15 protein-coding genes are annotated in these 23,633 nt (G+C 57.1%); 14 read left to right on the top strand and 1 reads right to left on the bottom strand.

The window, feature by feature from the left end; all coding sequences use genetic code 11:
• Positions 1–2: 2 nt before the first annotated feature.
• From metH to KTT_RS17525, 10 genes are all read left to right on the top strand, one after another.
• Positions 3–3,590, top strand: coding sequence for a methionine synthase (gene metH / locus KTT_RS17570; protein WP_126597227.1), 3,588 nt, complete (start codon positions 3–5; stop codon positions 3,588–3,590).
• Between the two features lie 483 nt (positions 3,591–4,073).
• On the top strand, positions 4,074–5,498 hold the full coding sequence (cysS, locus tag KTT_RS17565; RefSeq protein ID WP_126597226.1) for a cysteine--tRNA ligase: 1,425 nt from the start codon (positions 4,074–4,076) through the stop codon (positions 5,496–5,498).
• 122 nt (positions 5,499–5,620) lie between these two features.
• Positions 5,621–8,071, top strand: coding sequence for a penicillin acylase family protein (locus tag KTT_RS17560; RefSeq protein WP_126597225.1), 2,451 nt, complete (start codon positions 5,621–5,623; stop codon positions 8,069–8,071).
• Positions 8,072–8,485: 414 nt separating this feature from the next.
• Positions 8,486–9,649 (top strand): TQO small subunit DoxD, encoded by a 1,164-nt coding sequence (locus KTT_RS17555; RefSeq protein WP_126597224.1) that lies wholly within the window; start codon positions 8,486–8,488, stop codon positions 9,647–9,649.
• 314 nt (positions 9,650–9,963) lie between these two features.
• Positions 9,964–10,377: a transcriptional regulator gene (locus KTT_RS17550; RefSeq protein WP_126597223.1), complete on the top strand. Its 414-nt coding sequence runs from the start codon at positions 9,964–9,966 to the stop codon at positions 10,375–10,377.
• Positions 10,378–10,545: 168 nt separating this feature from the next.
• On the top strand, positions 10,546–10,884 hold the full coding sequence (locus KTT_RS17545) for a hypothetical protein (RefSeq protein ID WP_126597222.1): 339 nt from the start codon (positions 10,546–10,548) through the stop codon (positions 10,882–10,884).
• Positions 10,871–11,629, top strand: coding sequence for an NfeD family membrane protein (locus tag KTT_RS17540; RefSeq protein ID WP_126597221.1), 759 nt, complete (start codon positions 10,871–10,873; stop codon positions 11,627–11,629). Before KTT_RS17545 ends, KTT_RS17540 begins: the two co-directional genes overlap by 14 nt.
• Positions 11,630–11,635: 6 nt before the next feature.
• Positions 11,636–13,180 carry an SPFH domain-containing protein gene (locus KTT_RS17535; protein WP_162854194.1) on the top strand — a complete coding sequence of 515 codons (1,545 nt, stop codon included), beginning with the start codon at positions 11,636–11,638 and terminating at the stop codon, positions 13,178–13,180.
• A 383-nt stretch (positions 13,181–13,563) separates the two neighbouring features.
• On the top strand, positions 13,564–14,427 hold the full coding sequence (locus tag KTT_RS17530) for a PspA/IM30 family protein (protein ID WP_126597219.1): 864 nt from the start codon (positions 13,564–13,566) through the stop codon (positions 14,425–14,427).
• A gap of 142 nt (positions 14,428–14,569) precedes the next feature.
• Entirely contained in the window at positions 14,570–16,741 is a 2,172-nt protein-coding gene (locus KTT_RS17525) for a S9 family peptidase (protein WP_126597218.1), read from the top strand.
• Between the two features lie 241 nt (positions 16,742–16,982).
• Here KTT_RS17525 and KTT_RS17520 read toward each other — a convergent pair whose 3' ends face one another.
• Positions 16,983–18,839, bottom strand: a complete 1,857-nt coding sequence (locus KTT_RS17520) for a response regulator (RefSeq protein WP_160145942.1) — start codon at positions 18,837–18,839, stop codon at positions 16,983–16,985.
• A 715-nt stretch (positions 18,840–19,554) separates the two neighbouring features.
• Between KTT_RS17520 and rpiA the strand changes: the two genes are divergently transcribed.
• The 4 genes from rpiA (at position 19,555) to ilvC (ending at position 23,374) form a co-directional block, all read left to right on the top strand.
• A complete protein-coding gene (gene rpiA, locus KTT_RS17515) occupies positions 19,555–20,253 on the top strand; it encodes a ribose-5-phosphate isomerase RpiA (protein ID WP_235845759.1) in 699 nt (232 codons plus the stop codon).
• 31 nt (positions 20,254–20,284) lie between these two features.
• Positions 20,285–21,181, top strand: coding sequence for a pantoate--beta-alanine ligase (panC, locus tag KTT_RS17510; RefSeq protein ID WP_126597216.1), 897 nt, complete (start codon positions 20,285–20,287; stop codon positions 21,179–21,181).
• 29 nt (positions 21,182–21,210) lie between these two features.
• Complete coding sequence (gene panB, locus KTT_RS17505; RefSeq protein WP_126597215.1) at positions 21,211–22,077, top strand: 3-methyl-2-oxobutanoate hydroxymethyltransferase; 867 nt, start codon at positions 21,211–21,213, stop codon at positions 22,075–22,077.
• A gap of 316 nt (positions 22,078–22,393) precedes the next feature.
• The gene (ilvC, locus tag KTT_RS17500; protein WP_126597214.1) at positions 22,394–23,374 is read left to right on the top strand and encodes a ketol-acid reductoisomerase; all 981 of its coding nucleotides are present in this window, start codon (positions 22,394–22,396) and stop codon (positions 23,372–23,374) included.
• Positions 23,375–23,633 lie beyond the last annotated feature (259 nt).

The following is a 23,633-nucleotide window of genomic DNA, read 5'->3' as shown; positions in this document are numbered from 1 at the left end:
GAATGAGCCGATTTCTCGATACACTGGCCCAGCGTATTTTGATCTATGATGGAGCGATGGGCACAAATATTCAACGCTATCAACTGACTGCCGAAGATTATGGTGGAGAGGCGACCGAGGGCTGCAATGAATACCTTGTGCTGACAAAACCCACTGTCATCGAGGAGATCCATACGGGCTTTATGGAGGCGGGCTGCGACGTTATTGAGACGGATTCGTTTACCGCCAGCCGTTTGAAGCTGGATGAGTATGGGCTGGGCCACCTGACGCATGAGATCAACCTGGCAGCGGCACAGCTGGCACGCAAGGTGGCGGATCGCTTCAGCACGCCCGAACAGCCGCGCTTCGTGGCGGGCTCGGTCGGTCCCACCGGCATGCTCCCTTCCTCCGACGATCCTCTGCTGAGCAATATCACCTATCAGCAACTGGCGGCGATCTTCCGCGAGCAGGGCAAGAGCCTGCTGGAAGGCGGCGTGGACGTCTTCCTGATCGAGACCAGCCAGGACATTCTGGAGGTGCGTGCGGCGATCACCGGTCTGCGCCAGGCCATGCAGGACGCGGGACGGCAGGTGCCGATTCAAGCCCAGGTCTCACTGGATACCAGCGGCCGCATGCTGCTGGGAACCGATATCGCGGCGGTAATGACAACGCTGGTCTCTCTGCGCGTGGATATCGTCGGCCTCAACTGCTCGACGGGGCCCGAGCATATGCGCGAACCAGTGCGCTTCCTGGCCGAGAACTGTCCCCTGCCCATCTCGACCATCCCTAACGCTGGCATCCCTCTGAACGTGAATGGACAGGCCGTCTACCCGATGGAGCCCGAGCCAATGGCGAAGGCGCTCTACGAATTTGTGACCGAGTTTGGGGTCAATGTCATCGGCGGCTGTTGTGGCAGCAGCCATGAGCATCTGCGAGCCATCGTCAAAGCCTGCCGCAACGCGCCGCGCCAGCCACGGCCGATCGCCGATAACAATATCGTACAGAAAGACTTCCGGCAGATTATCCCACCCGTCCTCTCCAGCGGCATTCGCGCCGTCTCGATGCAGCAGGACCCGGCCCCCCTGATCGTGGGTGAGCGCGTCAATGCCACCGGGAGCCGCAAAGCCAAACAGGCGCTGCTGGCCGATGACTACGATACCCTGCTGGCCATTGGGCGTGAGCAGGTCGAGGGCGGCGCCCATGTCTTAGACGTTCAGGTGGCTCTGACCGAACGCACCGACGAAGATGTGCAGATGGCCACGCTGGTTAAGAAACTCTCGATGAGCAACGAGGTTCCACTGGTCATTGACAGTACCGAGGCCGATGTGATCAAGGCCGCGCTGGAGATCGCCCCTGGACGCGTCCTGATCAACTCTATCAACATGGAGATGGGGCGTCAGCGCATCGAAAATGTGCTTCCGCTGGCACTGGAACACGGCTCGGCGGTGATCGCCCTGACCATCGATGAAATCGGCATGGGCAAGACGACCGAGCGCAAGGTCGAGATCGCGCATAAGATCTATGATATCTGCGTCAATGAATACGGGCTCTCGCCCAACGCGCTGGTCTTTGATCCCCTGACCTTCCCGATCACCACGGGACAGGAGGAGCTGCAGACGGCGGCCATCGAGACCCTGGAGGCGATCAAGCGCATCAAGGCCGAGTTGCCGGGCGTGATGACCATCCTGGGCGTCAGCAATGGCTCATTTGGTCTGAAGATGCATGCGCGCGCGGTACTCAACAGCGTCTTCCTCTATCATGCGGTGCGGGCGGGACTGGATATGGCGATCGTCAATCCTTCCCACATCAAACCGTACGCCGAGATCGACGATGAGCAGCGCCAGTTGGCCGACAACCTGATCTTTAACCGGCCCGATGCGCTACCGCGCTACATCAACTACTTTGAGCAGCATGGTCCGCAGAAGAGCGACGACAACGACAAGGTTGATCCCACCGAGGGCATGGAGGTAGCTGAGCGCATCCACTGGCAGATCCTACATCGCCGCAAAGAGGGGATCGAGCCCTTGATCGATCAGGTGGTGGCCGAGCGCGCCGAGAGCATGCAGGTCAGCAACAACGACGCGGCCGTCAACGTGCTCAATACGGTGCTGCTGCCCGCCATGAAAGACGTGGGCGATCGCTTCGGGGCCGGAGAACTGATCCTGCCGTTCGTGCTGCAGTCAGCAGAGGTCATGAAGCGCTCCGTAGCCCACCTGGAAAACTACCTGGAGAAGCAGGAGGGCTATACCAAGGGCAAGGTCGTACTGGCTACGGTCTATGGCGACGTACATGATATCGGCAAGAACCTGGTCAACACCATCCTCAGCAACAACGGCTATACCGTCTATGACCTGGGCAAACAGGTGCCGCTAAATACGATCCTGGAGAAGGCCATGGAGGTCAAGGCTGACGTGATCGGCCTCTCGGCCCTGCTGGTCAGCACCTCGAAGCAGATGCCGCTGTGCGTCAAAGAGCTGCACAAGCGCGAGCTATCCTTCCCGGTCATCATCGGTGGAGCAGCCATCAACCGTTCCTTTGGACGCCGCATCCTCTTTGTGGATGAGCAGAAGGCCGACTCGACTCCCACGCCTTACGAGCCGGGCGTCTTCTATGCCCGCGACGCCTTCGAGGGACTGGATATCGTCGATAAGCTGACCAATAGTGCGGCGGAGAAGAAGCAGTTTGTGCAGCGCATCCAGAATGAGGCATTGAATGAGCGTCTGAAGAAAAACGCGAAGAGTGCCGAGACGGCGACGGTCGTGCAGGAAGTGGTCACCACGCCGTCCAGCAGTGTGCAGCCGGCGACATCGATTCCCACACCGCCATTCTGGGGACCGCGCATCCTGGAGCGCATCGGCCTGGAAGATATCGCGGCCTGTATGGACTATAAGACGCTGTATCGGCTGCACTGGGGCGGCAAGTCGCATGGCGAGGAGTTTAACCGCCTGGTGAAGCAGGACTTTGAGCCGCGCCTGGACCGCATGCTGCGCGAGGCACGCCAGCAGCGCTACCTGCAGCCCAAAGTGGTCTACGGCTACTATCCCTGCCAGTCCAGCGGCAACGAGCTGATTGTTTATGATCCAGAACAGTTCCAGCGGGACGGGCAGCTGCGCGAGGTGACGCGCTTCGTCTTCCGCCGCCAGACAGAACATGACCGCCTGTGCATGGCGGACTACTTCGCGTCGGTGGAGAGCGGCAAGGTCGATGTGCTCCCTCTGCAAGTCGTCACCATGGGACACGAGGCCAGCGACGCCATTCAAGCGCTGCAGGACAAGGGAGAATATTCCGAGGCTTACTTCCTGCATGGGCTGGCCGTTGAGATGGCCGAGGGGCTGGCCGAATACACCAACCGCGTGGTGCGCCAGGAGCTCGGCCTGACCGACGAGGCCCGTGGCCGCCGCTACAGCTGGGGCTATCCCGCCATCCCGGACCTGGCCGACCATGAGAAGCTCTTCAAACTGCTCCCCGTCGAACAGAGCATCGGCGTCACCCTGACCGAGGCCCACCAGCTGGTCCCCGAGCAGTCGACGGCCGCCATGATCACCCATCACCAGCAGGCCGTCTACTTCGCCATCCGCCTGCCCAACGCAGAGGCCGTCGGCGTTGCATAAAGCGCACGCGAGGTGCGCACCTATGGGCGTTGGCGTGGCGTGCATGCCCATAGGTGCGCACCTCGCGTGCGCTTCCCCTTCGACCGCGACCAACGCCGCCGCATGGCGGCGTTGGCGTGGTTGAATTTGTATGGTATAATAAAACCAAAATAATTCAGGAAAGCCTGATATGTTGGAGAGATTCGTGAACGTCAGAATGCACAATTGCACCTGTCTGTGCGTTCATAGAGGCAGCCTTTAGGAGTAGCTCAGCCCTCTATGAACGTAATCTGGCGTGTCCTCCAACAGCCATTATGATTCGCTTCCCCCCACACGTCTTCCGTCTGAGCTGCTACCTCGTACCATAACGGACTGATACAATAGAGCAGGATACATACACACACAAACAAGCGCCCGCAAGGGGCGCACCTACGATGTTTCCGATGCCGTGACATTGAAGGTATTGCCCGCAAGGGGCACACCCACGATAGAGGAGATTTGCTCATGTCAACGCAAGCAAGCAAACCAGTTTACCTGTACAATACATTGACGCGTACCAAAGAATTGTTCAAGCCACTGCATGCCCCGAAGGTGGGCATCTATAACTGCGGCCCCACCGTCTATAAAGATATCCATATCGGCAATCTACGTGCATTTACCACCACCGACTGGCTACGCCGCATCCTGGAGTACAATGGCTATGAGGTCACCCTGGTGCGTAATATCACCGATGTCGGCCACCTGCACGATGATGATGATGCCCGTGGCGGCGAGGATAAGCTGGAGCACGAGGCGCGCGCCACGGGTCGCTCGGCCTATGAGATCGCGGCCCACTACACACAGCAATACCTGCGCGACAGCGACGAGATGAACATCCTGCCGCCGCATATCCTGCCAAAGGCCACCGATCACATCCCCGAGATGATCGAGATGACCAATAAGCTGATCGAAAAGGGACTGGCCTATGTCAGCGATGGCAATGTATATTACGCGGTCAGCCGCTTCCCAGACTACGGCAAGCTGTCGGGAAATACGGTGGAAAACCTGCGCGCCGGTGGGCATGGACGCGTGCAGATGGAGGTGGCGGAAGATAAGCAAAACGCCGAGGATTTTGCGCTCTGGAAGCATGGCGACGCCACGCGCCAGATGAACTGGGAGAGTCCCTGGGGCGTCGGCTTCCCTGGCTGGCACATCGAATGCTCGGCCATGGCTACCCGCTACCTGGGCGAGCAGTTTGATATCCACACCGGCGGCATCGACCTGGTCTTCCCGCATCATGAAGACGAGATCGCGCAGAGCCAGGGCACAACCGGCAAGCGCCCGGTACAGTACTGGGTACACAATGAGTTTCTGGACTTTGCCAATAGTAAGATGTCACGCTCGGTCGGCAATGTCTTTCTTCTGAGCACATTGAAAGAGCGCGGCATCGAGCCGATGGCCTATCGCTACCTGCTGCTGACGGCCCACTATCGCTCGAAGCTCAATTTTACCGATGACTCGATCAATGCCGCTCAGAACGCCCTGAACAACTTCCGCGCCGATATCGCTGAACTACCGGTCGAAGATGCGCCCGCCAATTGGTCTGAGGAGGCGCAGCGCACCCGTGAGGCTTTCCACGAAGCCATCAACAACGACATGGACCTACCGGTAGCGATCAGCATCGCTCGTGAGGCGGCACGTACTAATAAGATTCCGGCTGGCGAACGGCGCCACCTGATACTGGACTTTGACCGGGTTCTGGGTCTACAATTGGATAAAGTGGCCCCCAAAGCGCCTGTAACCATCAGCGACGAGGCGCAGGAACTGGTTCGCCAGCGCGACGCGGCCCGAGCCGCCCGCAACTGGAAAGAGTCGGATCGCCTGCGCAACCAGCTGAAGAGCATGGGCTTCGAGGTGCGCGACACCCCACAGGGCACACAATTGGTATAATTGCTCAAAAAGATAAAGCATCAATCGTCGTAGGTGCGCCCCTTGCGGGCGCTTCTATCCTCGCCCCACGGAGGTACACCTACGACGATGATAGCGCGATTCAATAGCAAGGAGGGCAATTTATGGCATCCTGGTGGCGCAAAAACCTGAACAAGACCGGCGAACTGGGCGGTTTTGTCAACGGCTTCTATTCACTCCTGACCCATCGCCAGCTCCCCTCAACCAGTGGCACCATCCAGATCGCGGGACTTCACGATCCAGTAGAGATCATTACAGATCAATATGGGGTCCCCCATATCTACGCCAGCAACGACGACGATCTCTATTTCGCGCAGGGCTATATTCATGCGCAGGAACGACTCTGGCAGATGGATCTGCATCGACGATTAGGATCTGGCCGCCTGTCAGAGATATTTGGCGCTGTGACGCTGGAGACCGATCGCTTCTGCCGTCGCCTGGGCATGCACCGGGCCGCAGCGGCCGACGTAGCGTCCCTACCTGAGGCGGACCTGCGCGTGCTGGAAGCCTATGCCAGCGGGGTCAATAGCTTTATCCGGCGCAACCAGAACAAACTGCCGGTAGAGTTTCGCCTGCTCAATTATCAGCCCGAACCCTGGCAGCCCGCTCATACCCTCCAATGGGGCAAGGTCCAGGGATGGAGCCTGGGCGGCAACTGGGAGACCGAGCTGATTCGCGCGCGCATCATCGAAAAAGTCGGGGTTGAGCGCGCGGCAAAATTAGAGCCGGGCTATGATCCCGAACATCCACTGATCCTACCACCGGGCGTCTCCTATCAGGGTATCAACCTGGGCCTGCTCGAACAATATCAGCAGATCCAGACTCTGAGCGGATTTAGCGTGATGGGCGGCAGCAATAACTGGGTGGTGGACGGCAGCATGACCGAGAGCGGCGCCCCCCTGCTCTGCAACGATCCACACCTGGGGCAGGCCGCGCCATCGATCTGGTTTGAATGTCACCTGGTCTCAAAGGATCTGGACGTCACCGGCTCCACCTTTCCGGGCGCGCCCGGCATCATCATCGGCCACAACCAGCATATCGCCTGGGGCGTCACCAACGCGGTATCGGATGTACAGGATCTATACGTTGAGAAGTTTAACCCGGAAAATCCTCGGCAGTATGAATTCGCTGGCCAGTGGGAAGAGGCCGAAATCATACGCGAGGAGATCAAGGTCAAGGGGCAGGATATGCCCATGATTGAAGAGGTGCGTGTCACACGCCACGGCCCCATCGTGACGCATATCCCCGCCATCTCACAGCCTCAAACCAGTGAGGGGCAACCCAACGAGCTTCCTCTGGCACTGCGCTGGACCGGACTGGAATCGGGCACCCTGATCTCGGCGATCCGCCATCTCAACCGCGCCAGCAACTGGCAGGAGTTCCAAAATGCGCTCCGCGATTGGGATGTACCGGCACAGAACTTTGTCTACGCCGATCGCGAAGGCAACATCGGCTATACCATGGCCGGCAACATTCCCATTCGCTCCCAGGGACTGGCGCTGATACCGATGCCGGGCTGGACAGGCGAGTACGAATGGACCGGCCGCGTCGCCTTTGAGGAGCTACCCCAGGTGTATAATCCGGAACAGCACTATCTGGTTACCGCCAACAACCGGGTCATCGACGACAACTATCCCTACTACATCACCCATGAATGGCTCAACGGCTATCGCGCCCAGCGCATCCAGCAGATGCTCACCGAAAAGCAGAAGCTTACGGTCGAAGATATGTCGCGCATCCAGAATGACTACTACTGCATCCCGGCTACCGAGGTGGTCCCCTACATGCTTCAGTTAGAGGCCAACACGGCACTCAAGCGCGCAGCCCACGAGATCCTGCAGACCTGGGATTATCAGCTGAGCCCCAACAGCATTGGGGCCAGCCTCTATACCACCTTTATCCGTAAGCTGGAGCGCCTGGTGCTGGACGCGCTGCTGGGCGATGATGAAGAGCTCATCCACCAGTACCTGGGCAAAAGCCTGAACGCGTTGGGAACATTGAACGGCTATGCCGGTCGCAATAGACCCCTGCTGCTGCGTCTGCTGCGTGAGCAGCCTGCCAACTGGTTTAGCGACTCGGTTATCCCCAACGGACCCAAAACGTGGTCGGTCGCTCTGGAGCGCGCCTTTGAGGCCACACTGGAGGAGTTACAGGCCAGGCTAGGCAGCAATATTCTGCGCTGGCAGTACGGGGCGATCCATAAGATGAAGTACACACATCCGCTGGGCGCGGTCAAGGCGCTGGAAGGCTTCTTCAATCGCGGACCCTTCTCGGTCGGTGGCGATAGTGATACCGTCAATGTCGGCTCCTCCATCATCACCGATCCTGAAAACGTGGTGGTGGTGCCCTCATACCGACAGATCATCGACCTGGATCAGTTCTCGCGTTCGCGCTCGATTCATGCACCCGGCCAGTCAGGACAACCCGGCAGCAAACACTATGATGACTTTATCGCCCTCTGGCGAACCGGTAAGACGCACCCCATGCTTTATCGGCGAGAAGAGATAGAAGCGCAGGCGGAAGGAACATTGCATTTAAATCCCAATAGATCATGAGAGAAACTCTAAAGAAAATTTACAAATCTGTGATAGTTTTTTGAGATTTCACGCTTATACTGTAGTCATGTGAAATGCTAGAGTGAGTCACAGGCTCTACATCACTTCAGACGAGGCTTGTTCGCATGTGCAAGCCTCATTATTTTTGTATGGCTACTTTTCTTCCCCCAACAAGCATGACACTCATCTTTAATCGTGCTATCATGTTGGCGTTTTATAAACAGAAGAAATCTGGGCGCCCCACATGGGCGTCCGCTACCGCCAATATTCATAGGAGTGGATGTAACATAACAGGTGGCGGCAGCTGCCGCCACCTGTTATGTTACATCCACTCCTAATAAAACCAAGTGAGCGCCGCAGGCGCGAAACTTTGGCATTCAGACGTACTCGAAAAAGAGGAAGCGATCAATCTTTATGCAAGAAAAAAGACTCGCGATAGCACCATCTCCTGATTGGATCTTGCTGCCATTACGCCTGTTTCTAGGAGTTACATTCGTGTATGCAGGTATACAGAAACTGGCCGATCCACAGTTTTTTGATCCTACAAAGGCCGGTTATATTGGTAAGCAGCTGGCAGGGTATGCTACTGCATCACCATTGAAGGATTTTCTGCTCCATGTAGCGGTTCCTCATGCCCAGTTCTTCGGCTTTTTAGTCGCCTTTGGAGAGATCGCCATCGGTGTGGGGACCTTGCTTGGTCTGCTCCTGCGTCCAGCCGCCTTCTTTGGCGCGCTGCTGAGCCTGGTATTTTTTCTCTCCGCAACGTGGCGCGTTTACCCCTACTTCTTTGGCTCCGATATTGTATTTGTCTTCGCCTGGTTAACCCTCATGCTCAACGGGCCATCCCATACCGGACTGCCAACCATCGATGAAAACCTGTTCGCGCCCGCACTGCGCTCAACGAACGCGGAACCACCGCCATCAGCGCTCACCCGCCTCGCCATACTTATGATAGGGGTCAGGCCGCTGGCAGAACCGGTAGCGCAGCCTGTAAACACACACCAAAAGCAGATGTCCAGGCGAGCAACCATCCAGCAGGCCAGGCGTAACCGCCGTGGTTTTCTCATGGGACTGGTCACCGGTGGCGTGGGCGCCTTTGCACTGGCGGCCGTTGCCATGGCCGCGCGTATTGTAAACACGCGGTCGGAAGCCACACCACCCATTACGCAGCAACCAACGGCCATCGCCACGCAACCATCAACTTCTAGCCAGGGCGACGACGGGGATCAGGGCACGCCAACGCCGGACGCCACCAGCGCACCCACAGGAAACAAGATCGCCCAGGTCAACGCGGTCCCCAATAATAGCGGTGTGCCATTTACCATCAACGGTAGCGGCGAGGCCGGGATGCTGATTCGCCTACCCAGCGGCAAGTTTGTCGCCTATGACCTGCGCTGCACGCACGCCGGCTGCCAGGTAGACTATGATCCACAGCAGCACCTCCTCGTCTGTCCCTGCCATGGCGCCGAATTTGATCCCGCCCAACAGGCCAATCCCGTCATGGGACCCGCAGAGACGCCGCTCACACCGGTCACCATCCATATCGATAGCGCCACAGGCACCATCACTCAGGCCTAGCCATAGGCGCCAGCAATATAGGACCCACATGGCTCAACTGGCTATTCTAGCCTAGCCATGCATACAGATCCCTCCGCGACAGCTATAATAAGAGAGGTTAGTCCGTACACTTTACGTGGCTAATCTCTCTTTTTGGGGGGCCGTGTCCATCTATTCTGGTCTGGTTACAAAAAAAGCCTCTTTTACTCTTGACAATAACATAGCACATGGCTATACTTGCTATAGCAAATAGTTATGAGGTAAGCATGAATCTAGCGGAGAAGATTAAACATTTACGTGAAGTAGAAGGCGAATTGAGAGGGTTTAATCGCCCGATGACGCAAATGGAAGTCGTGAAGACAATGCAACAGGAGCTAGGAGTGAGCATCAGTCAGGCCTATCTCTCACAGCTTGAGAGCTCAAAACGACTCCATCTGACGGCATCGAGCCGCGATCTGCTGGCACGCTTCTTTAAAGTTCATCCAGGCTATCTGGTCAGTGATCCACCAGATTACAGTACCGACCTGCTTACTGAGGTCGGTCAGGAGAGCGATCGACTGGCGACATGGCTGATGGCCAACGCGGCCGAATGGCGCCGCGAACCCATCCTGAGCGAGTTGTTACAGATGCTCGCGGAAGTCGAAGAGCCAAGGCGTTACCTGGCGGTCTTCCGCACCTTTATGGAGCTTTCAATTGAAGAGCTCGAAGCGATTATCGATGCCCTGGATATGCAAGAGGAGACCGAATAACGCCGATTGTATTTTCTCGCATTTACCCCGTCTATAGTATATGGGATAAGACCAGATAGCTATGAACCCGACCAGGGGTTCAGGCATACTCTGTGGAGACATTGATGAGAGTTTTGATACACATTGCTAACCAGGCAATGTGCCAGCGAAAGACAAAGAGGAGAGGCAATGGCGCCGCGACAATTTGAGCTGTACAGCCATGCTGGCTCTGGCAAACATTGGCAAGGTCGGCATCCACTCCTGCAACGTCATCCGATACTGGTTTCACTATGCTTGATCAGTGGCGCGGTGCTACTCGTCATGGCTAGCTATTTCGCCGATACGCTATTTCCTATCCTGGCATTTATCGGAGCGTCCCCCGCACTCCCCTGCCTCTCACTGGCATGGATGTCAGGGACGTGCGGTATACTCATCAGCATCATCAACATCATCGAACATGTTGAGCAGCGAAGAGCATACGCCGTAGTATCTCCAGCATTGAAGGAGCAGCGCTATGATCGCAACTGATCAACTTTCACTCTTGTTTATCGGCTGTTTTCTCATTGGTATCCTTTACCTGCTCGTTACAGCACTGTTCGGCAACCTGGGTCATCACGGCCAGGATGGTGGCGGACATGCCCATCACTTCCATATTGAAGGTCATTCACCTGCAGGCCATAACGGTGCCCATCAACCTCACCATGCGAACAGCGGGGAAGGCCATTTTTCACTCTTTAGCATTATCAACCCGACCAGTATTGTCCTTTTCTTGATCGGCTTTGGCTTCTTTGGCTATGCCTTACATACAAATACCAATCTGGGAATGGCCATCATCCTGGGAATCGCCTGCGTAAGTGGAATCATTGTAGCGGCCCTCTTCTTAACGATGTTTTCACGTATGCTGGGTGGTAGCGAAGCGGCCACTGTACAAGATGTAGCCGACCGCACCGGCTTGCTTGGCAAGGTTAGCCTTACCATTCAAGAAAATGGGCTGGGCGAGATCCTCTACATTTCTCCTGGTGGCATGCGTAAGAGCATCCCGGCGCGCAGCATCGATAATCGTCGTCTGGAACGCGACCAGGAGGTGGTAGTGGTCAATTATCAGCACGGCATTGCCGAGGTTGATACCTGGGACCACTTTGTCAACCAGGAGGATTCGGCGAGCCTGCTGCAGTCCGAAGACGATGATATGGCTACTCTACGCGCACTTCTTGAGGAACCCAATAAAAATGACTCTGAATATATTATGCGTAATGATACAAAAAAGGAGTAAATCATTATGTTAGTCCTTGTCGGCATTGGTATCGCTGCCTTTTTGCTCATCGTTGTTATCTTTGTGCGCGTATGGGGCGCCCTGCTCCGCAAAGTTGGCCCTAACCAGGCATTGATCGTCTATGGCCAGGGGGGCACGCAGGTGGTGACAGGGGGAGCCAGGCTGGTTATTCCTCTGTTCAACCGCGCACAGGAATTCTCGCTCGAATTGATGTCCTTTGATGTCGCTCCACGCCAGGCCCTCTACACTACCCAGGGCGTAGCCGTCAACGTTGAGGCCGTCACCCAAATCAAGGTGCGCTCGGATGATGAGAGCATCCGTACTGCGGCTGAGCAGTTCTTGAGCAAGTCACAGGAGGATCGCGAGAACCTGATCCGCCTGGTCATGGAAGGCCACCTGCGTGGAATCGTCGGTCAGCTGACCGTTGAGGACCTGGTGAAAGATCCTGAGAGCGTGGGCGGCAAGATGCTGCGCACCGTCACACCAGATATGCAGAAAATGGGGCTGGAAGTTATCTCCTTCACCATTAAAGATGTACGCGACGAAAACGATTATATCGTCAATATGGGCCGTCCGCAGATCGCGCAGATCCGCAAGCAGGCCGATATCGCCGCCGCCCTGGCCCAGCGCGATACGCAGATCCAGCAGGCCAATGCTTCCCGTGAGGCAGCCGTCGCCCGTGCCCTGGCCGATCAAGAGCGCGTGAAAGCCGAGGCCGAATCGCTGGCGCTGCAGGCAGAATCTCAGCGAAATCTCTCCCTGAAAAAAGCCTCCTTCGATGCTGAAGTCAAAAAGCAGCAGGCTAGCGCCGACAAAGCCTACGACATTCAGTCCAACGTAACGCAGCAGCAAGTTATAGCCGAGGCCGTACGCGTGACCGAGGTCGAGAAGAACGCCCAGATCAAAGTGCAGCAGGCTGAAATTCAGCGCCGTGAGCTGGAGCTGCAGGCCACCATCCAGAAAGCCGCCGAGGCCGAGCGTCGCCGCGTCGAAACGGTCGCCGAAGCCGAGAGACAGCGTCTGATTCTGGAAGCACAAGGTCAGGCGGATGCCTCCAAGGCTCGTGGTGTTGGTGAAGCCGATGCCAACCGCGCCCGTGGTCTCGCCGATGCGGAAGTCATTCGCGCCCGTGGTCTCGCCGAAGCCGAAGTTATCCGTGCCAAAGGTGAAGCGGAAGCTGACGCGATGAAAGTCAAAGCAGCCGCTTTCCATGAGTACAACCAGGCCGCGGTACTGGATAAACTGCTCACCGGCATGCCTGAGATCGTACGTGCGATCGCCGAGCCTCTCGGTAAAGTGGACAAGGTTACCATCGTCTCCACCGGCAGCGATGGCAATCACAACGGTGTTGGTGCCAGCCGCCTGACAGGTGATATCATGAATATGGTCGCCCAGGTACCGGCCCTCTTCGAGTTGCTGAGCGGCACCCGCATCGGTGACCTGATGAACAACGTGCCCGCGCTACGTACCGAGGACGGCACCAACGATCCCGAGAGCAAAGTCCGCACCAACGGCACCGGCGCAGTTGAGTCTGCCCCTGGCAAAAATTAGTAACACTTATTAGTAGCATTTTAGTAGCATTTCACATCGGGGTGGCAACCAACCGCCTCGATGATGGAATAAAGAACCAGGGATGGCACATGTTAGTAACATGGCCCCCTCGGCTTCCTATCAAAAAGCGGAAGGTGCAGGAGAGGTGTCTAGCCCTTCCTGCCGGGAATGTGGGGGGGCCCAATCTGCCTCCTCCTCTTTCGTAAGCGGGGAGGTGCAGGAGGGGCGGTCAGCCCCTCCTGCCGGGGTTTGGGCGAGCATGCTGGGGGCATGATCAAGACCCCAAACTCCTCCCCTCCCCTCTTCCCGCCGTAGGCGGGGAAATCGGCCGCAAGGGCCGAACCTACGGAGCGGTCGATAATTATGAATAATGGAGTGGGCCTATGAATCTGTTGGAACGTGTACTTACTTTGCTAGGGGCCAACCTTGACGCGGTAGCGGAAAAGGCCGATGACCCCGAAAAGTCCTTGCGACAACTGCAGATCGATATGCGTAACCAGCTGGTACAGGTGAAGACTGAGGTTGCCAAGGCTATTGCGGAGGGACATGTTCTACAAAAACGGATTCAAGCGCGCAAGACCGAAGTCGACAACTGGATGAAGAAAGCGGAGCAGGCGGTACAACATGGCAACGATGCGCTGGCTCGCCAGGCATTGATGCAATACAATGAGCAAAATAAGCTTGTTCAGCGCTATCAGCAGCAAAAAAAGGAACAGGAGCAGTTTGTCGCCACCCTGCGCGGCGTGCTACGCAAGTTAGATGAAAAGATCGCCGAGGCGGATATGACAATCGAGTTACTGGCGACCCGCAAACGCAACGCCATGATTCAGCAACGCGTCTATGAAGCGCTGCAAAAAACTGGCAAGGCGGATCTGCAAGCGAACCGCAAAGCGCGCGAAGCTCAACTGGATGAACAGGCGCGGACCTTGGCGATGGCCGATCTTGAGAAGCGCGATCTCGACGCCCAGATCGCGGCGTTGAGCGCCGAACAGGCCATCGAGCAGCAGCTCGAGAGCCTGAAACAGAAACAGCAGGCAAGCTCGCAACCGCACGTCAGGAAACAGCGACCGCCGAGCACGGGTCCTCTGACAGCGTCATCCAGCTCAGACCTCTCATCCACCAGGAGGCGCATCCGTATCCAGCCGAAAAATGGGGCCACACCCGCCGAGGACCCCTCGACCGAGCGAGACATGGATCTCGACTATCTAAAAAATATTCTTGAAGCCTCACAAAACTCAGATATGTAACAAGCGGAGCGACAAAAATCACCGATGCTGACAGGCTCGCCAGCATCGGTGATTTTTTTGTCGTATTCTATAAAGAGAGATTTATGTGATTGGCAAAGGTTATCACATGTATAGGATAGAAGCATTTTAGAGGAGGCATATTATGGCGGATGATCAGTTATCGCTGGAGGATGTGGCGCGCTATCCCCGTCCGGGCATGGATGCGCCAACCGGCGTCACGTTTACCCCTGATGGGCAGCAGGTTATTTATCGACAGGTGGGAACGGGTTCGCTGGCTCAAGAACTATGGAGCTATGATCTAAACAGCGGGGAGCGCAAGCAGCTCACGCATCTATCTGGTGGCTCCAAAGCCTCTGCCGGACAGTTCTCTCTGGAAGAGGAGCTGCGGCGTGAACGCAGCCGCCAGCGCGAATCGGGCGTCACCAGCTATCAGTTCGCTGGTGGAAGCGCAGGGAAGCCACCGGTCCTGCTGATCCCCTTTGATGGACGGCTCTATAGCGCGTGCGGCGAGCAGGAGCTGACCCCGCTGGCGAACAGCGATGGCGCCCTCGACGCGCAGCTCAGTCCAGATGGATCGAAGGTGGCCTTTGTGCGCTCAGGCGAGCTTCACATTATCACAACCAACGGGACCACCGAAGGGGTGTGCACGCTCACCAGTGGCGCGACGGATGGCATAACCAATGGCCTGGCGGAATATATCGCGCAGGAGGAGATGGATCGTGCCGAGGGCTACTGGTGGAGTCCAGATGGGACACACCTGGCGTTCGTGCGCGTCGATAGCCGCCATATCCCCCGCTATCCCATCGTGCACCAGGGAACAGAACAGCCGTCGGTGGAGGAGCATCACTATCCCTTCGCAGGCGCCCGTAATGTCATCGTGCGACTGGGTGTGGTTCCAGCTGAGGGGAGCCCAGAAGACGTCAAGTGGATGGATCTGGGAGCAAACGAGGATATCTACCTGGCGCGCGTGACCTGGCGACCCGACGGCGTCCTGACGGCGTTGATCCAGTCACGCGATCAGCAGACGCAGCGGCTGGTCGCTTTTGATGCTCAGAGCGGCGCGGCAACGACGCTGATCGAGGAACAGGGACAGCCCTGGCTCAATCTCCACAACGATCTGCGCTTCCTGCACTCGGGCGAATTCGTGTGGTCAAGCGAGCGGACCGGCTTTCGCCATCTCTATCTCCATGACCGTGACGGCCGCGAGATACGGGCTTTGACCGAGGGTCAGTGGATGGTGACCGGCGAGGTGTCGGTCGATGAAGTTCGGCGGCTGGTCTATTTCCAGAGCACCGAGGAGAGCCCACTGGAACGGCACATCTATGTCGTCTCGCTCGACGGCGGTTCCCCACGACGCCTGACGCGGGAAGCCGGCTGGCATAGCGCGGTCATCTCGCCCGACCATCGCTTCTTCGTCGACACCTGGAACAGTCCCCAGCAACCGCCCCGGCTGACACTGCGCAGCCTGGAAGATGGCAAGGAACAGGTGGTGCTGTTTGAGAACGCGGGAGTCACGCCCGAGTCGCTTGGACTCCTGGTGCCAGAGTTTACCAGTTTCCGCACCAAAGATGGCACAGAGCTCTACGCGGCGGTCTATGCTTCGGAGCAGGTTCGCGCCGTCGGACAGCCTCGGCCGCTGGTGGTGGCGGTCTATGGGGGTCCGCACGCGCAGACCGTGACCAGCACGTGGTCCCTCACCGTGGACATGCGCGCCCAATACCTGGCGCAGCAGGGCTTTGTCGTGCTCAAGGTCGACAACCGGGGCAGCGCCAATCGCGGACTCGCCTTTGAGGGTGCGATCGCGCACAACATGGGACAGCTCGAAGTTGATGATCAGGTGGAAGGCGTCCGCTTCCTGAGCAGCCGACCCTATGTCGATAGTGAGCGCGTCGGCATCTACGGCTGGAGCTATGGCGGCTACATGACCTGCCGAGCACTGCAACGGGCGCCTGAAGTCTTCAAAGCGGGCGTTTCCGGAGCGCCGGTCACCTTCTGGGAAGGATACGACACCCACTACACCGAGCGCTACATGGGCCAGCCAGCGACCAACGCCAGCGGCTACGCCACCAGTTCGGTACTACCCGAGGCCGGCAGGCTGGACGGCAAGCTCCTGCTGGTACACGGCCTGGTAGACGAAAATGTGCATGCCCGCCACAGCATGCGCCTGCTCGAAGCCATGGCGAGCAACGGAGGAGAGTACGAGCTGATGATCTTCCCCGAGGCGCGCCACATGCCACGCAATCCCGCCCACCTCAAATACCTGGAGCAGCGCCTGGCCGAGTTCTTCCAGCGCCACCTCTCAAGCAACCATTAGCCACTCAATGCTCACATATAGAGGTTGCGGCCCGCGCAATTGCGCGGGCCGCAACCTCTATATGTGAGCGCAGCGTGAACACGACACTCCGGCCTATCTGGGGAAAAGAAACACGAACACAATGATAATTGCCAGCGCAATGAACATGCCAACAATAAAGGAAAAACCTTTATTCGGGGCCTCTTCTTTGTTTTCGATCTGCTTGTCACTCATGGGAAATATCTTTCTCGCTTTGTTTTAGCTATTGTAGGGCTGTGCTAAGGGTCTCTTCTACGTTGGTCATTAATTGAATACACTGCGCGGGCTCGGCCTCGCGCGTGGTGATTAAGACTTGAAAGATGCGTTGATCCGTGCCAACCATGTGCATAAAGATCTGTCTTCCTCGACTGGTCACCACGGTATGCTCGTACGTGCCTCCCTCGTCCTGCTCGGCGACGGCCTGCAGCACACCCCGCTGGATGGCGCTATAGTGGCGACAGAGGCTGGTGACATCCATGTCATCAATGGCGACCTGGGCGATGGGTTGTCCATCGATAGTCGCGACAATGGCGGCGATAAAGCCAGGCACGGAATAGCCCAGCGTCTGCAGGGCCGAGACCAGGGCGGCATAATTGCGCCGGGCTGCCTGCTGGGTGTGCAATGTACCTGAAGAGGCTTGCTGCTGGCTCCCCTCATCTGCCGTAGGGACGGCTAAAGCCCCACTGTCGGACGCGTGTCTCACCGGAGCTTGACTCGCGCTCTGATAGGGATCCAGATTGCCAATGCCGAGATTCACCGAAGTCGTATGCCCCACAGAGTCCCAGACGCTGCGCGAGGGACGCAGGACTTCGGTCTCCTGGAGGCCATTGAGCTGATTGGATGCGAACTGTCCGGTAGTCCCTGACAGGGTACGGTCCTCCGGCCACTGATTCGTTGGGGAGGCCATATCAGGTGTGGCGGGAACCGGATATGCGGCGGACGACGACATATCAGCGGCTGGTTTGGGGATGGCACGCTGCGAAGAGGTCGGTTGATCCATCAACCAGCCGGGCAGTTCGTTATTCTGTTCAGGGATAGGGGCCGCCTGAGCACGCGATCGATCATTCATCTTATTGAGCATGTCCATCAGCTCTTGCCCGTTCATAGCCATGGTAGGGGCGGCCATAGAATCATTCTCCTGAGAAGCGCTAGCCTGCTCGGGCTCCACACGAGGGCGGCGACCAGTGCGCTCCCACCACTCTTTTTCCAGCGGGACCTCGGCAGGCGCTGCACTGGCGCTCTCCGCCCACTGGTCTGTGTCGCTGACGCTGGCCTCAAACACAGGTGCGTACGCTGGGGATTCGGCCAGTACCATAAAGGGGGTATCGTCGATGTCGGTGAAAGATGACGCGGCAGGGGCCTCTTGAATGCGCTCAATCTCGCCGCTATACTGCTGGCGATCGGCATACTTCGTACGGTACTGTAAAGCCTGAAAAATCAGTCGCGATAGGGGCTGCGTCACATTGGAGGCTATCTGCTCATTCCATGGCTGGTGGATAACGGTTCCATTTTTATGCGCGGCCAGGGCGAAAAAAGCTTCTTCCGCGCGCAGCAACCCATATTCCGCCCAGATCAATTCACCATTCTGGAAACGCAGGATGCCGCGCTCCTCCAGCCCGGTATTCACCAGGAGTGTAATACTCTTGCGGCTCATATTGACCATCTGTATGACATCCAGCAGATCAAACGAATCCAGGCTGGCCGAAAAGCCCGTTGGCTGGAGCAGTCGGCGCAGCTCCTCTTTTAGCAGGCGCAGATCCAATGGCTTCTCAAAGTAGCTAACCGCACCGCTCTCCAGAGCCTGCATGCGCGACGAGGCCATATCAGCATCACCCAGCATAATCATGCGCACATTGGGACGATAGGCGCGCAGCCATTGCAGCAGTTCGAAACCATTGACGCCGGGCGTCTTCACATCACAAATGACAACATCATACTCTTCCGACCAGAGGACCCGCACCGCATCCGCTCCGCTCATTACCCCCTGCACAATATAGCCATCCTTGCGCAGAGAACTGACTACACTCTGGTTCAGTGTGTCATCACTCGCAACTACAATAATGCGACAGACATCAGACATTATTACTACCACCTGAAACAGATTCGGCTGTTCCACCCCCATCAACGTAGACCGAGTCGTCAGCTCCTGCATCGAACAGCCAAAGAAAAGCCCCGGTCTTCATCGTTGCTCGGCCTTCTGAGATCATTTCTACCCCCAGGTAGACAGCGCCACGCTTAATCCCATATACGCATATACTTCTTTTTGACCATCATGGCACGGGAATACGCGGCGCGGGCCGGGCAATCTCAGACCCCCGGCGATAATTCACAACAATGTTGTGTAGCAGGTATGAGAAAAGCCCACACTCTTTAGTAACTATTCCTGATTAAGGAGGAGATCCGGGCAACATAGTAGTATGCTTTTGCGTAGCATAGCTCTGGTCTCATGCCTCTATATTTGTCGCTTTGTATATGATTACAATCCGAACGACAGCTTCTCAACACACATCTCACGGAATACAATCGTCCTTCCTGATTAAGGAGCAGGACGTTTCCGGCGAAATTCTGTAATTACTCGAAGAGTGTATCACGACCTTGTAGGGATGGCAAGATACGTAGCATCAGGTACCACGCACCTCCGGCGGTACATTTGTAGCCTCTTTATAGAACGTGCTATACTCGACACAGCAAGCGGTACCCGCCGCGAAAAAGGCGTTTTATTAGTACTTTCGTTGTACCCCAATTCGCGCAGCTACGGGCACCGGCACTCGACAGTGAAGGAGTGATTTCAAGCAATGACAGCACCAATGAGTCCACAGGATACATGGAAACAGCGGGCGGGTAGCGCGGCCGCCGATTTGATAGAAGAGGGAATGGTCGTGGGGCTGGGGACAGGATCGACCGCCGCGTACCTGGTACGGGCGCTGGCGCAGCGCATCCAGCAGGGCTTACAGATCAAGGGGGCGGTGGCCAGTTCTCTGGCGACCTATGAGATGGCGAACAACCTGAACATTCCTATGACTGATCTGGATGATTATCCCGAGCTCGATATTTATATCGATGGAGCCGATGAGATCGATCCACAGCTGCGCCTGATCAAGGGGGCCGGAGGCGCGCTGCTGCGCGAGAAGATCCTGGCTTCGGCGGCGCGGCGTTTTGTAGTTATCGCCGACTCCTCAAAAAAAGTAACGCAGCTGGGGCATCGCTATCCCCTGCCGGTAGAGATCATTCCACTGGCAAAGACCCCGATCGCACTGCAGATCTCTCGCCTGGGAGCCCAGATACAGATCAGGCACAACAACAACATACCCTTTATCACTGACAATCATAATTACATCCTTGACTGCACCTTCCCGCAGGGCATCGGCGATCCGGCACAGTTGGACGCTCAGCTTCATAACATCGTCGGGGTGGTTGAAACGGGCCTCTTCATTCATATGGTCAGCCAGGTCATTATCGGTGGGCCAGAAGGCGTCCAGGTCTTCCCACAATAACCCACTATTTGCCAGGAGGAAATTCGCGAATATGCACATCGTCCGCACCGTTCAAGCAATGAGGCATGAACATGAGCAGTGGACAGGTTCGGTTGGTCTGGTGCCAACCATGGGCTATCTTCACAGGGGCCACCTATCACTGGTTGAGCACGCACGCGCCGAAAACGAACATGTGGTGGTCAGCATCTTCGTCAATCCGACCCAGTTTGGGCAGCACGAAGACCTTGCCAGCTATCCACGCGACATCGAGCATGATCTTCAGCTGCTCTCAAAACTGGGAGTCGATGTGGTCTTCCTGCCCACCGTAGATGAGATGTATCCATCCGGATTTACAACCTACGTGACGCCGGAGGGTCCACTGGTCGAGCAAGGTGAGGGGGCCATACGCCCGGGGCACTTCCGGGGAGTCGCCACTGTCGTGCTCAAATTATTTCTGATCATCCAACCGCAACGCGTCTATTTCGGTCAAAAAGATGCTCAACAGGTCGTGGTCATCCGGCGCATGATCGAGGACCTCAACCTGCCAATCACCATGCAGACGCTGCCCACGATCCGCGAAGCCGATGGGCTCGCCATGAGCAGTCGCAACAGCTACCTGACCAGCATAGAGCGAGCCCGCGCGCCTGTGCTCTACCGCGCCCTCTCAGCCGCCATGGACACCTTTGATCCTCAACATCCAGCCAATGCCCAGGACATTATCCAGGCGGCTCGCGAGATAGTTGACAGCATGCCAGACATCAGACTGGAGTACATCGAAATACGTGACTATAACACCTTCCTGCCACTGCAGACGCTACGCCCTCCCGCCCTTTTGCTAATCGCTGTGCGCATAGGGAAGACACGCCTGATCGATAATTTTGTGCTACATACCGATGGAAGGTGGGATACCGGCCTGATTGGCGACCAGCTATCTCACGCCAACCCATAAGCATTTATCTATTTAGAGAAAGAACAACCATGCGCGATAAAGTTACAGTTCCCGCGATTAAAGCTCGTAAACACGCCACGAAACTGACGATGGTTACCGCCTACGATGCCCCCATGGCTCGCATTGTCGATGAGGCGGAGATCGATATGATTCTGGTTGGCGATTCCGTCACCACCACCGTACTGGGCAGGCCGGATACGCTGGCCGCTACCGTTGATATTATGGTCCACCACAGCGCCGCCGTAGCGCAGGCGCTGCCGCGCGCCCTGATCGTAACGGATATGCCCTGGCTCAGCTACCATATTTCAATTGAAGAAACGACTCGCAATGCCGGACGCCTGGTGCGCGAGGGAAAGGCGGAAGCGGTCAAACTGGAAGGTGGACGCAAGAGGCTGCCAATGGTCGAAGCTCTGCTGGCCGCCGAAATCCCCGTCATGGGTCACCTGGGTCTGACCCCTCAGTCCGTACATGCCATGGGCGGCTACAAGGTACAGGGCAAAGAGCTTGAGGCCGCGCACGAACTGCTCAAAGATGCCAGAGCCTTAGCCGAGGCGGGCGTCTTCGCGCTGGTTCTAGAAGGGATACCCGATGTGCTGGCACAGATCATCACGCAGGAGATCGATATTCCGACCATCGGCATCGGCGCCGGTCCCCACTGCGACGGACAGGTGCTGGTCTTCCACGACATTCTGGGCCTGACTACCAATCATCTGCCCAAATTTGTACGCCAGTACGCACAGCTGGCGGAGATCGCCACGTCCGCGCTCAAACAGTATAGTGCTGATGTGCAGGCGGGCACCTTTCCCGCTGATAGCGAGACCTATCACACCCATAAAGAGGTCGCCCGCACCCTGAAAAATCAGTTTATCGAGCAGTCAGCAAAACCAGAAGGTTAAGCTGGCGCGTGAGCGCCCCTGTATAGGCGGCCGCTGCGCGGCCGCCCTATTTTAATATGTTGGTGCAGCGGGCGCTATCCGCGCCCGCTGCACCAACATATGATGGGCACCAGCTTACGCTTATGGCTTTCACGCCTGCGGCTCTCAGCAGCTCACCGTATATTGATGCAACAGGGGCGCGGATAGCGCCCCTGTTGCATCAATATACAAACCAGGGCGGCCGCGCAGCGGCCGCCTGTGCGGGGGCGTTCAAGCAACCTGATAAGAAAAAAGCCTGACGCTCGCTATAATCACGTCAGTGAAGAAGGGAAAAATTATGGCAACTATTTTATATGACGCGGACGCGGATCTGGAGCTTATTCGGCAGAAGCGGGTGGCGATCATTGGTTATGGGAGCCAGGGACACGCGCACGCCCTGAACCTGCGCGATAGCGGCTGCGATGTGCTGATCGGACTGCCCGAACGCAGTAAGAGCCGCGAGCGGGCGCGACAGGATGGCTGGTCGCCGCTGCTGCCACATGAGGCGGCGGCACAGGCCGAGGTGATCATGCTACTGGTGCCGGATCAGCTTCAGGGGCAGGTCTATAGGCAGAGCATCCAGCCGGAACTTGCCCCGGGCAAGCTGCTGCTGATCGCGCATGGCTTCAGCCTGCAATATGGACAGATCGTGCCGGATGAGACGATCGATGTAGCCATGGTCGCGCCCAATGGTCCCGGCGCGCAGCTGCGGCACATGTACAGCCAGGGATCAGGCATTCCGGCCCTGTGGACCGTCTACCAGGACGTCACCGGCCGGGCGCGCGACCTCACCCTGTCTTATGCCCGCGCCCTGGGCTGCACGCGAGCCGGCGTGATTCAAACCACACTCGCCGAGGAGACCGAGACCGACCTCTTCGCGGAACAGGTGGTGCTGTGCGGCGGCCTCACATCATTAATCCGAACCGCGTTTGAGACCCTGGTAGAGGCGGGCTATCAGCCGGAAGTGGCCTATACCTGCTGCCTGCAGGAGGTAAAGCTGATCGCCGATCTCCTATACAAAGGTGGTATCCACTTTATGCATAACTCGATCAGCGACACCGCCGAATTCGGAGACTACCTGACGGGTCCGCGCATTATTGATGAACATACACGCGGCAACATGCGCCAGGCACTCAAAGACATCCAGAACGGGAGCTTTGCCCGCGAGTGGATCATGGAAAACCAGGCCGGCCAGCCAATGTTGAAGGCATGGCGGCGACAGGATGCCGCACACCCCATCGAGACCGTAGGAGAGCACATGCGAAAGCTACTACCGTAGCATTTCTCAGGATTTTCTGTTATCCTATATCAAGCCTTCGCTGGAAAGAGAACCTTTATTCGCGCCGTTCAAGCGCCGATAAATAAAACAACAGTGAGCGGATTATGAGCCATCCCGGATTTTTCAAAAATCCGAAAAACGGGTACCGTGCTCCCAGCATGCTCGCCCTGCACCCCAGTTTTGGGAACTTTTTCAAAAGTTCAGGATCGCTCATATCCGCGCAAAAGTCCTTATTGAGCGCCCCGGCGCGCGCATTCCA

The organism is Dictyobacter aurantiacus, assembly GCF_003967515.1.
Classification (GTDB): domain Bacteria; phylum Chloroflexota; class Ktedonobacteria; order Ktedonobacterales; family Ktedonobacteraceae; genus Dictyobacter; species Dictyobacter aurantiacus.
This window is presented reverse-complemented; position numbering and strand designations above follow the sequence as displayed.

What these genes read in the sequence shown, in the direction of transcription:
- KTT_RS17535 (WP_162854194.1), top strand. Translation starts at nt 11,636, where the DNA reads ATGTTAGTCCTTGTCGGCATTGGTATCGCTGCCTTTTTGCTCATCGTT.
- panB (WP_126597215.1), top strand. Translation starts at nt 21,211, where the DNA reads ATGCGCGATAAAGTTACAGTTCCCGCGATTAAAGCTCGTAAACACGCC.
- ilvC (WP_126597214.1), top strand. Translation starts at nt 22,394, where the DNA reads ATGGCAACTATTTTATATGACGCGGACGCGGATCTGGAGCTTATTCGG.
- KTT_RS17555 (WP_126597224.1), top strand. Translation starts at nt 8,486, where the DNA reads ATGCAAGAAAAAAGACTCGCGATAGCACCATCTCCTGATTGGATCTTG.
- KTT_RS17530 (WP_126597219.1), top strand. Translation starts at nt 13,564, where the DNA reads ATGAATCTGTTGGAACGTGTACTTACTTTGCTAGGGGCCAACCTTGAC.
- cysS (WP_126597226.1), top strand. Translation starts at nt 4,074, where the DNA reads ATGTCAACGCAAGCAAGCAAACCAGTTTACCTGTACAATACATTGACG.
- KTT_RS17520 (WP_160145942.1), bottom strand. Translation starts at nt 18,839, where the DNA reads ATGTCTGATGTCTGTCGCATTATTGTAGTTGCGAGTGATGACACACTG.
- panC (WP_126597216.1), top strand. Translation starts at nt 20,285, where the DNA reads ATGCACATCGTCCGCACCGTTCAAGCAATGAGGCATGAACATGAGCAG.
- rpiA (WP_235845759.1), top strand. Translation starts at nt 19,555, where the DNA reads ATGACAGCACCAATGAGTCCACAGGATACATGGAAACAGCGGGCGGGT.
- metH (WP_126597227.1), top strand. Translation starts at nt 3, where the DNA reads ATGAGCCGATTTCTCGATACACTGGCCCAGCGTATTTTGATCTATGAT.
- KTT_RS17560 (WP_126597225.1), top strand. Translation starts at nt 5,621, where the DNA reads ATGGCATCCTGGTGGCGCAAAAACCTGAACAAGACCGGCGAACTGGGC.
- KTT_RS17545 (WP_126597222.1), top strand. Translation starts at nt 10,546, where the DNA reads ATGGCGCCGCGACAATTTGAGCTGTACAGCCATGCTGGCTCTGGCAAA.
- KTT_RS17525 (WP_126597218.1), top strand. Translation starts at nt 14,570, where the DNA reads ATGGCGGATGATCAGTTATCGCTGGAGGATGTGGCGCGCTATCCCCGT.
- KTT_RS17540 (WP_126597221.1), top strand. Translation starts at nt 10,871, where the DNA reads ATGATCGCAACTGATCAACTTTCACTCTTGTTTATCGGCTGTTTTCTC.
- KTT_RS17550 (WP_126597223.1), top strand. Translation starts at nt 9,964, where the DNA reads ATGACGCAAATGGAAGTCGTGAAGACAATGCAACAGGAGCTAGGAGTG.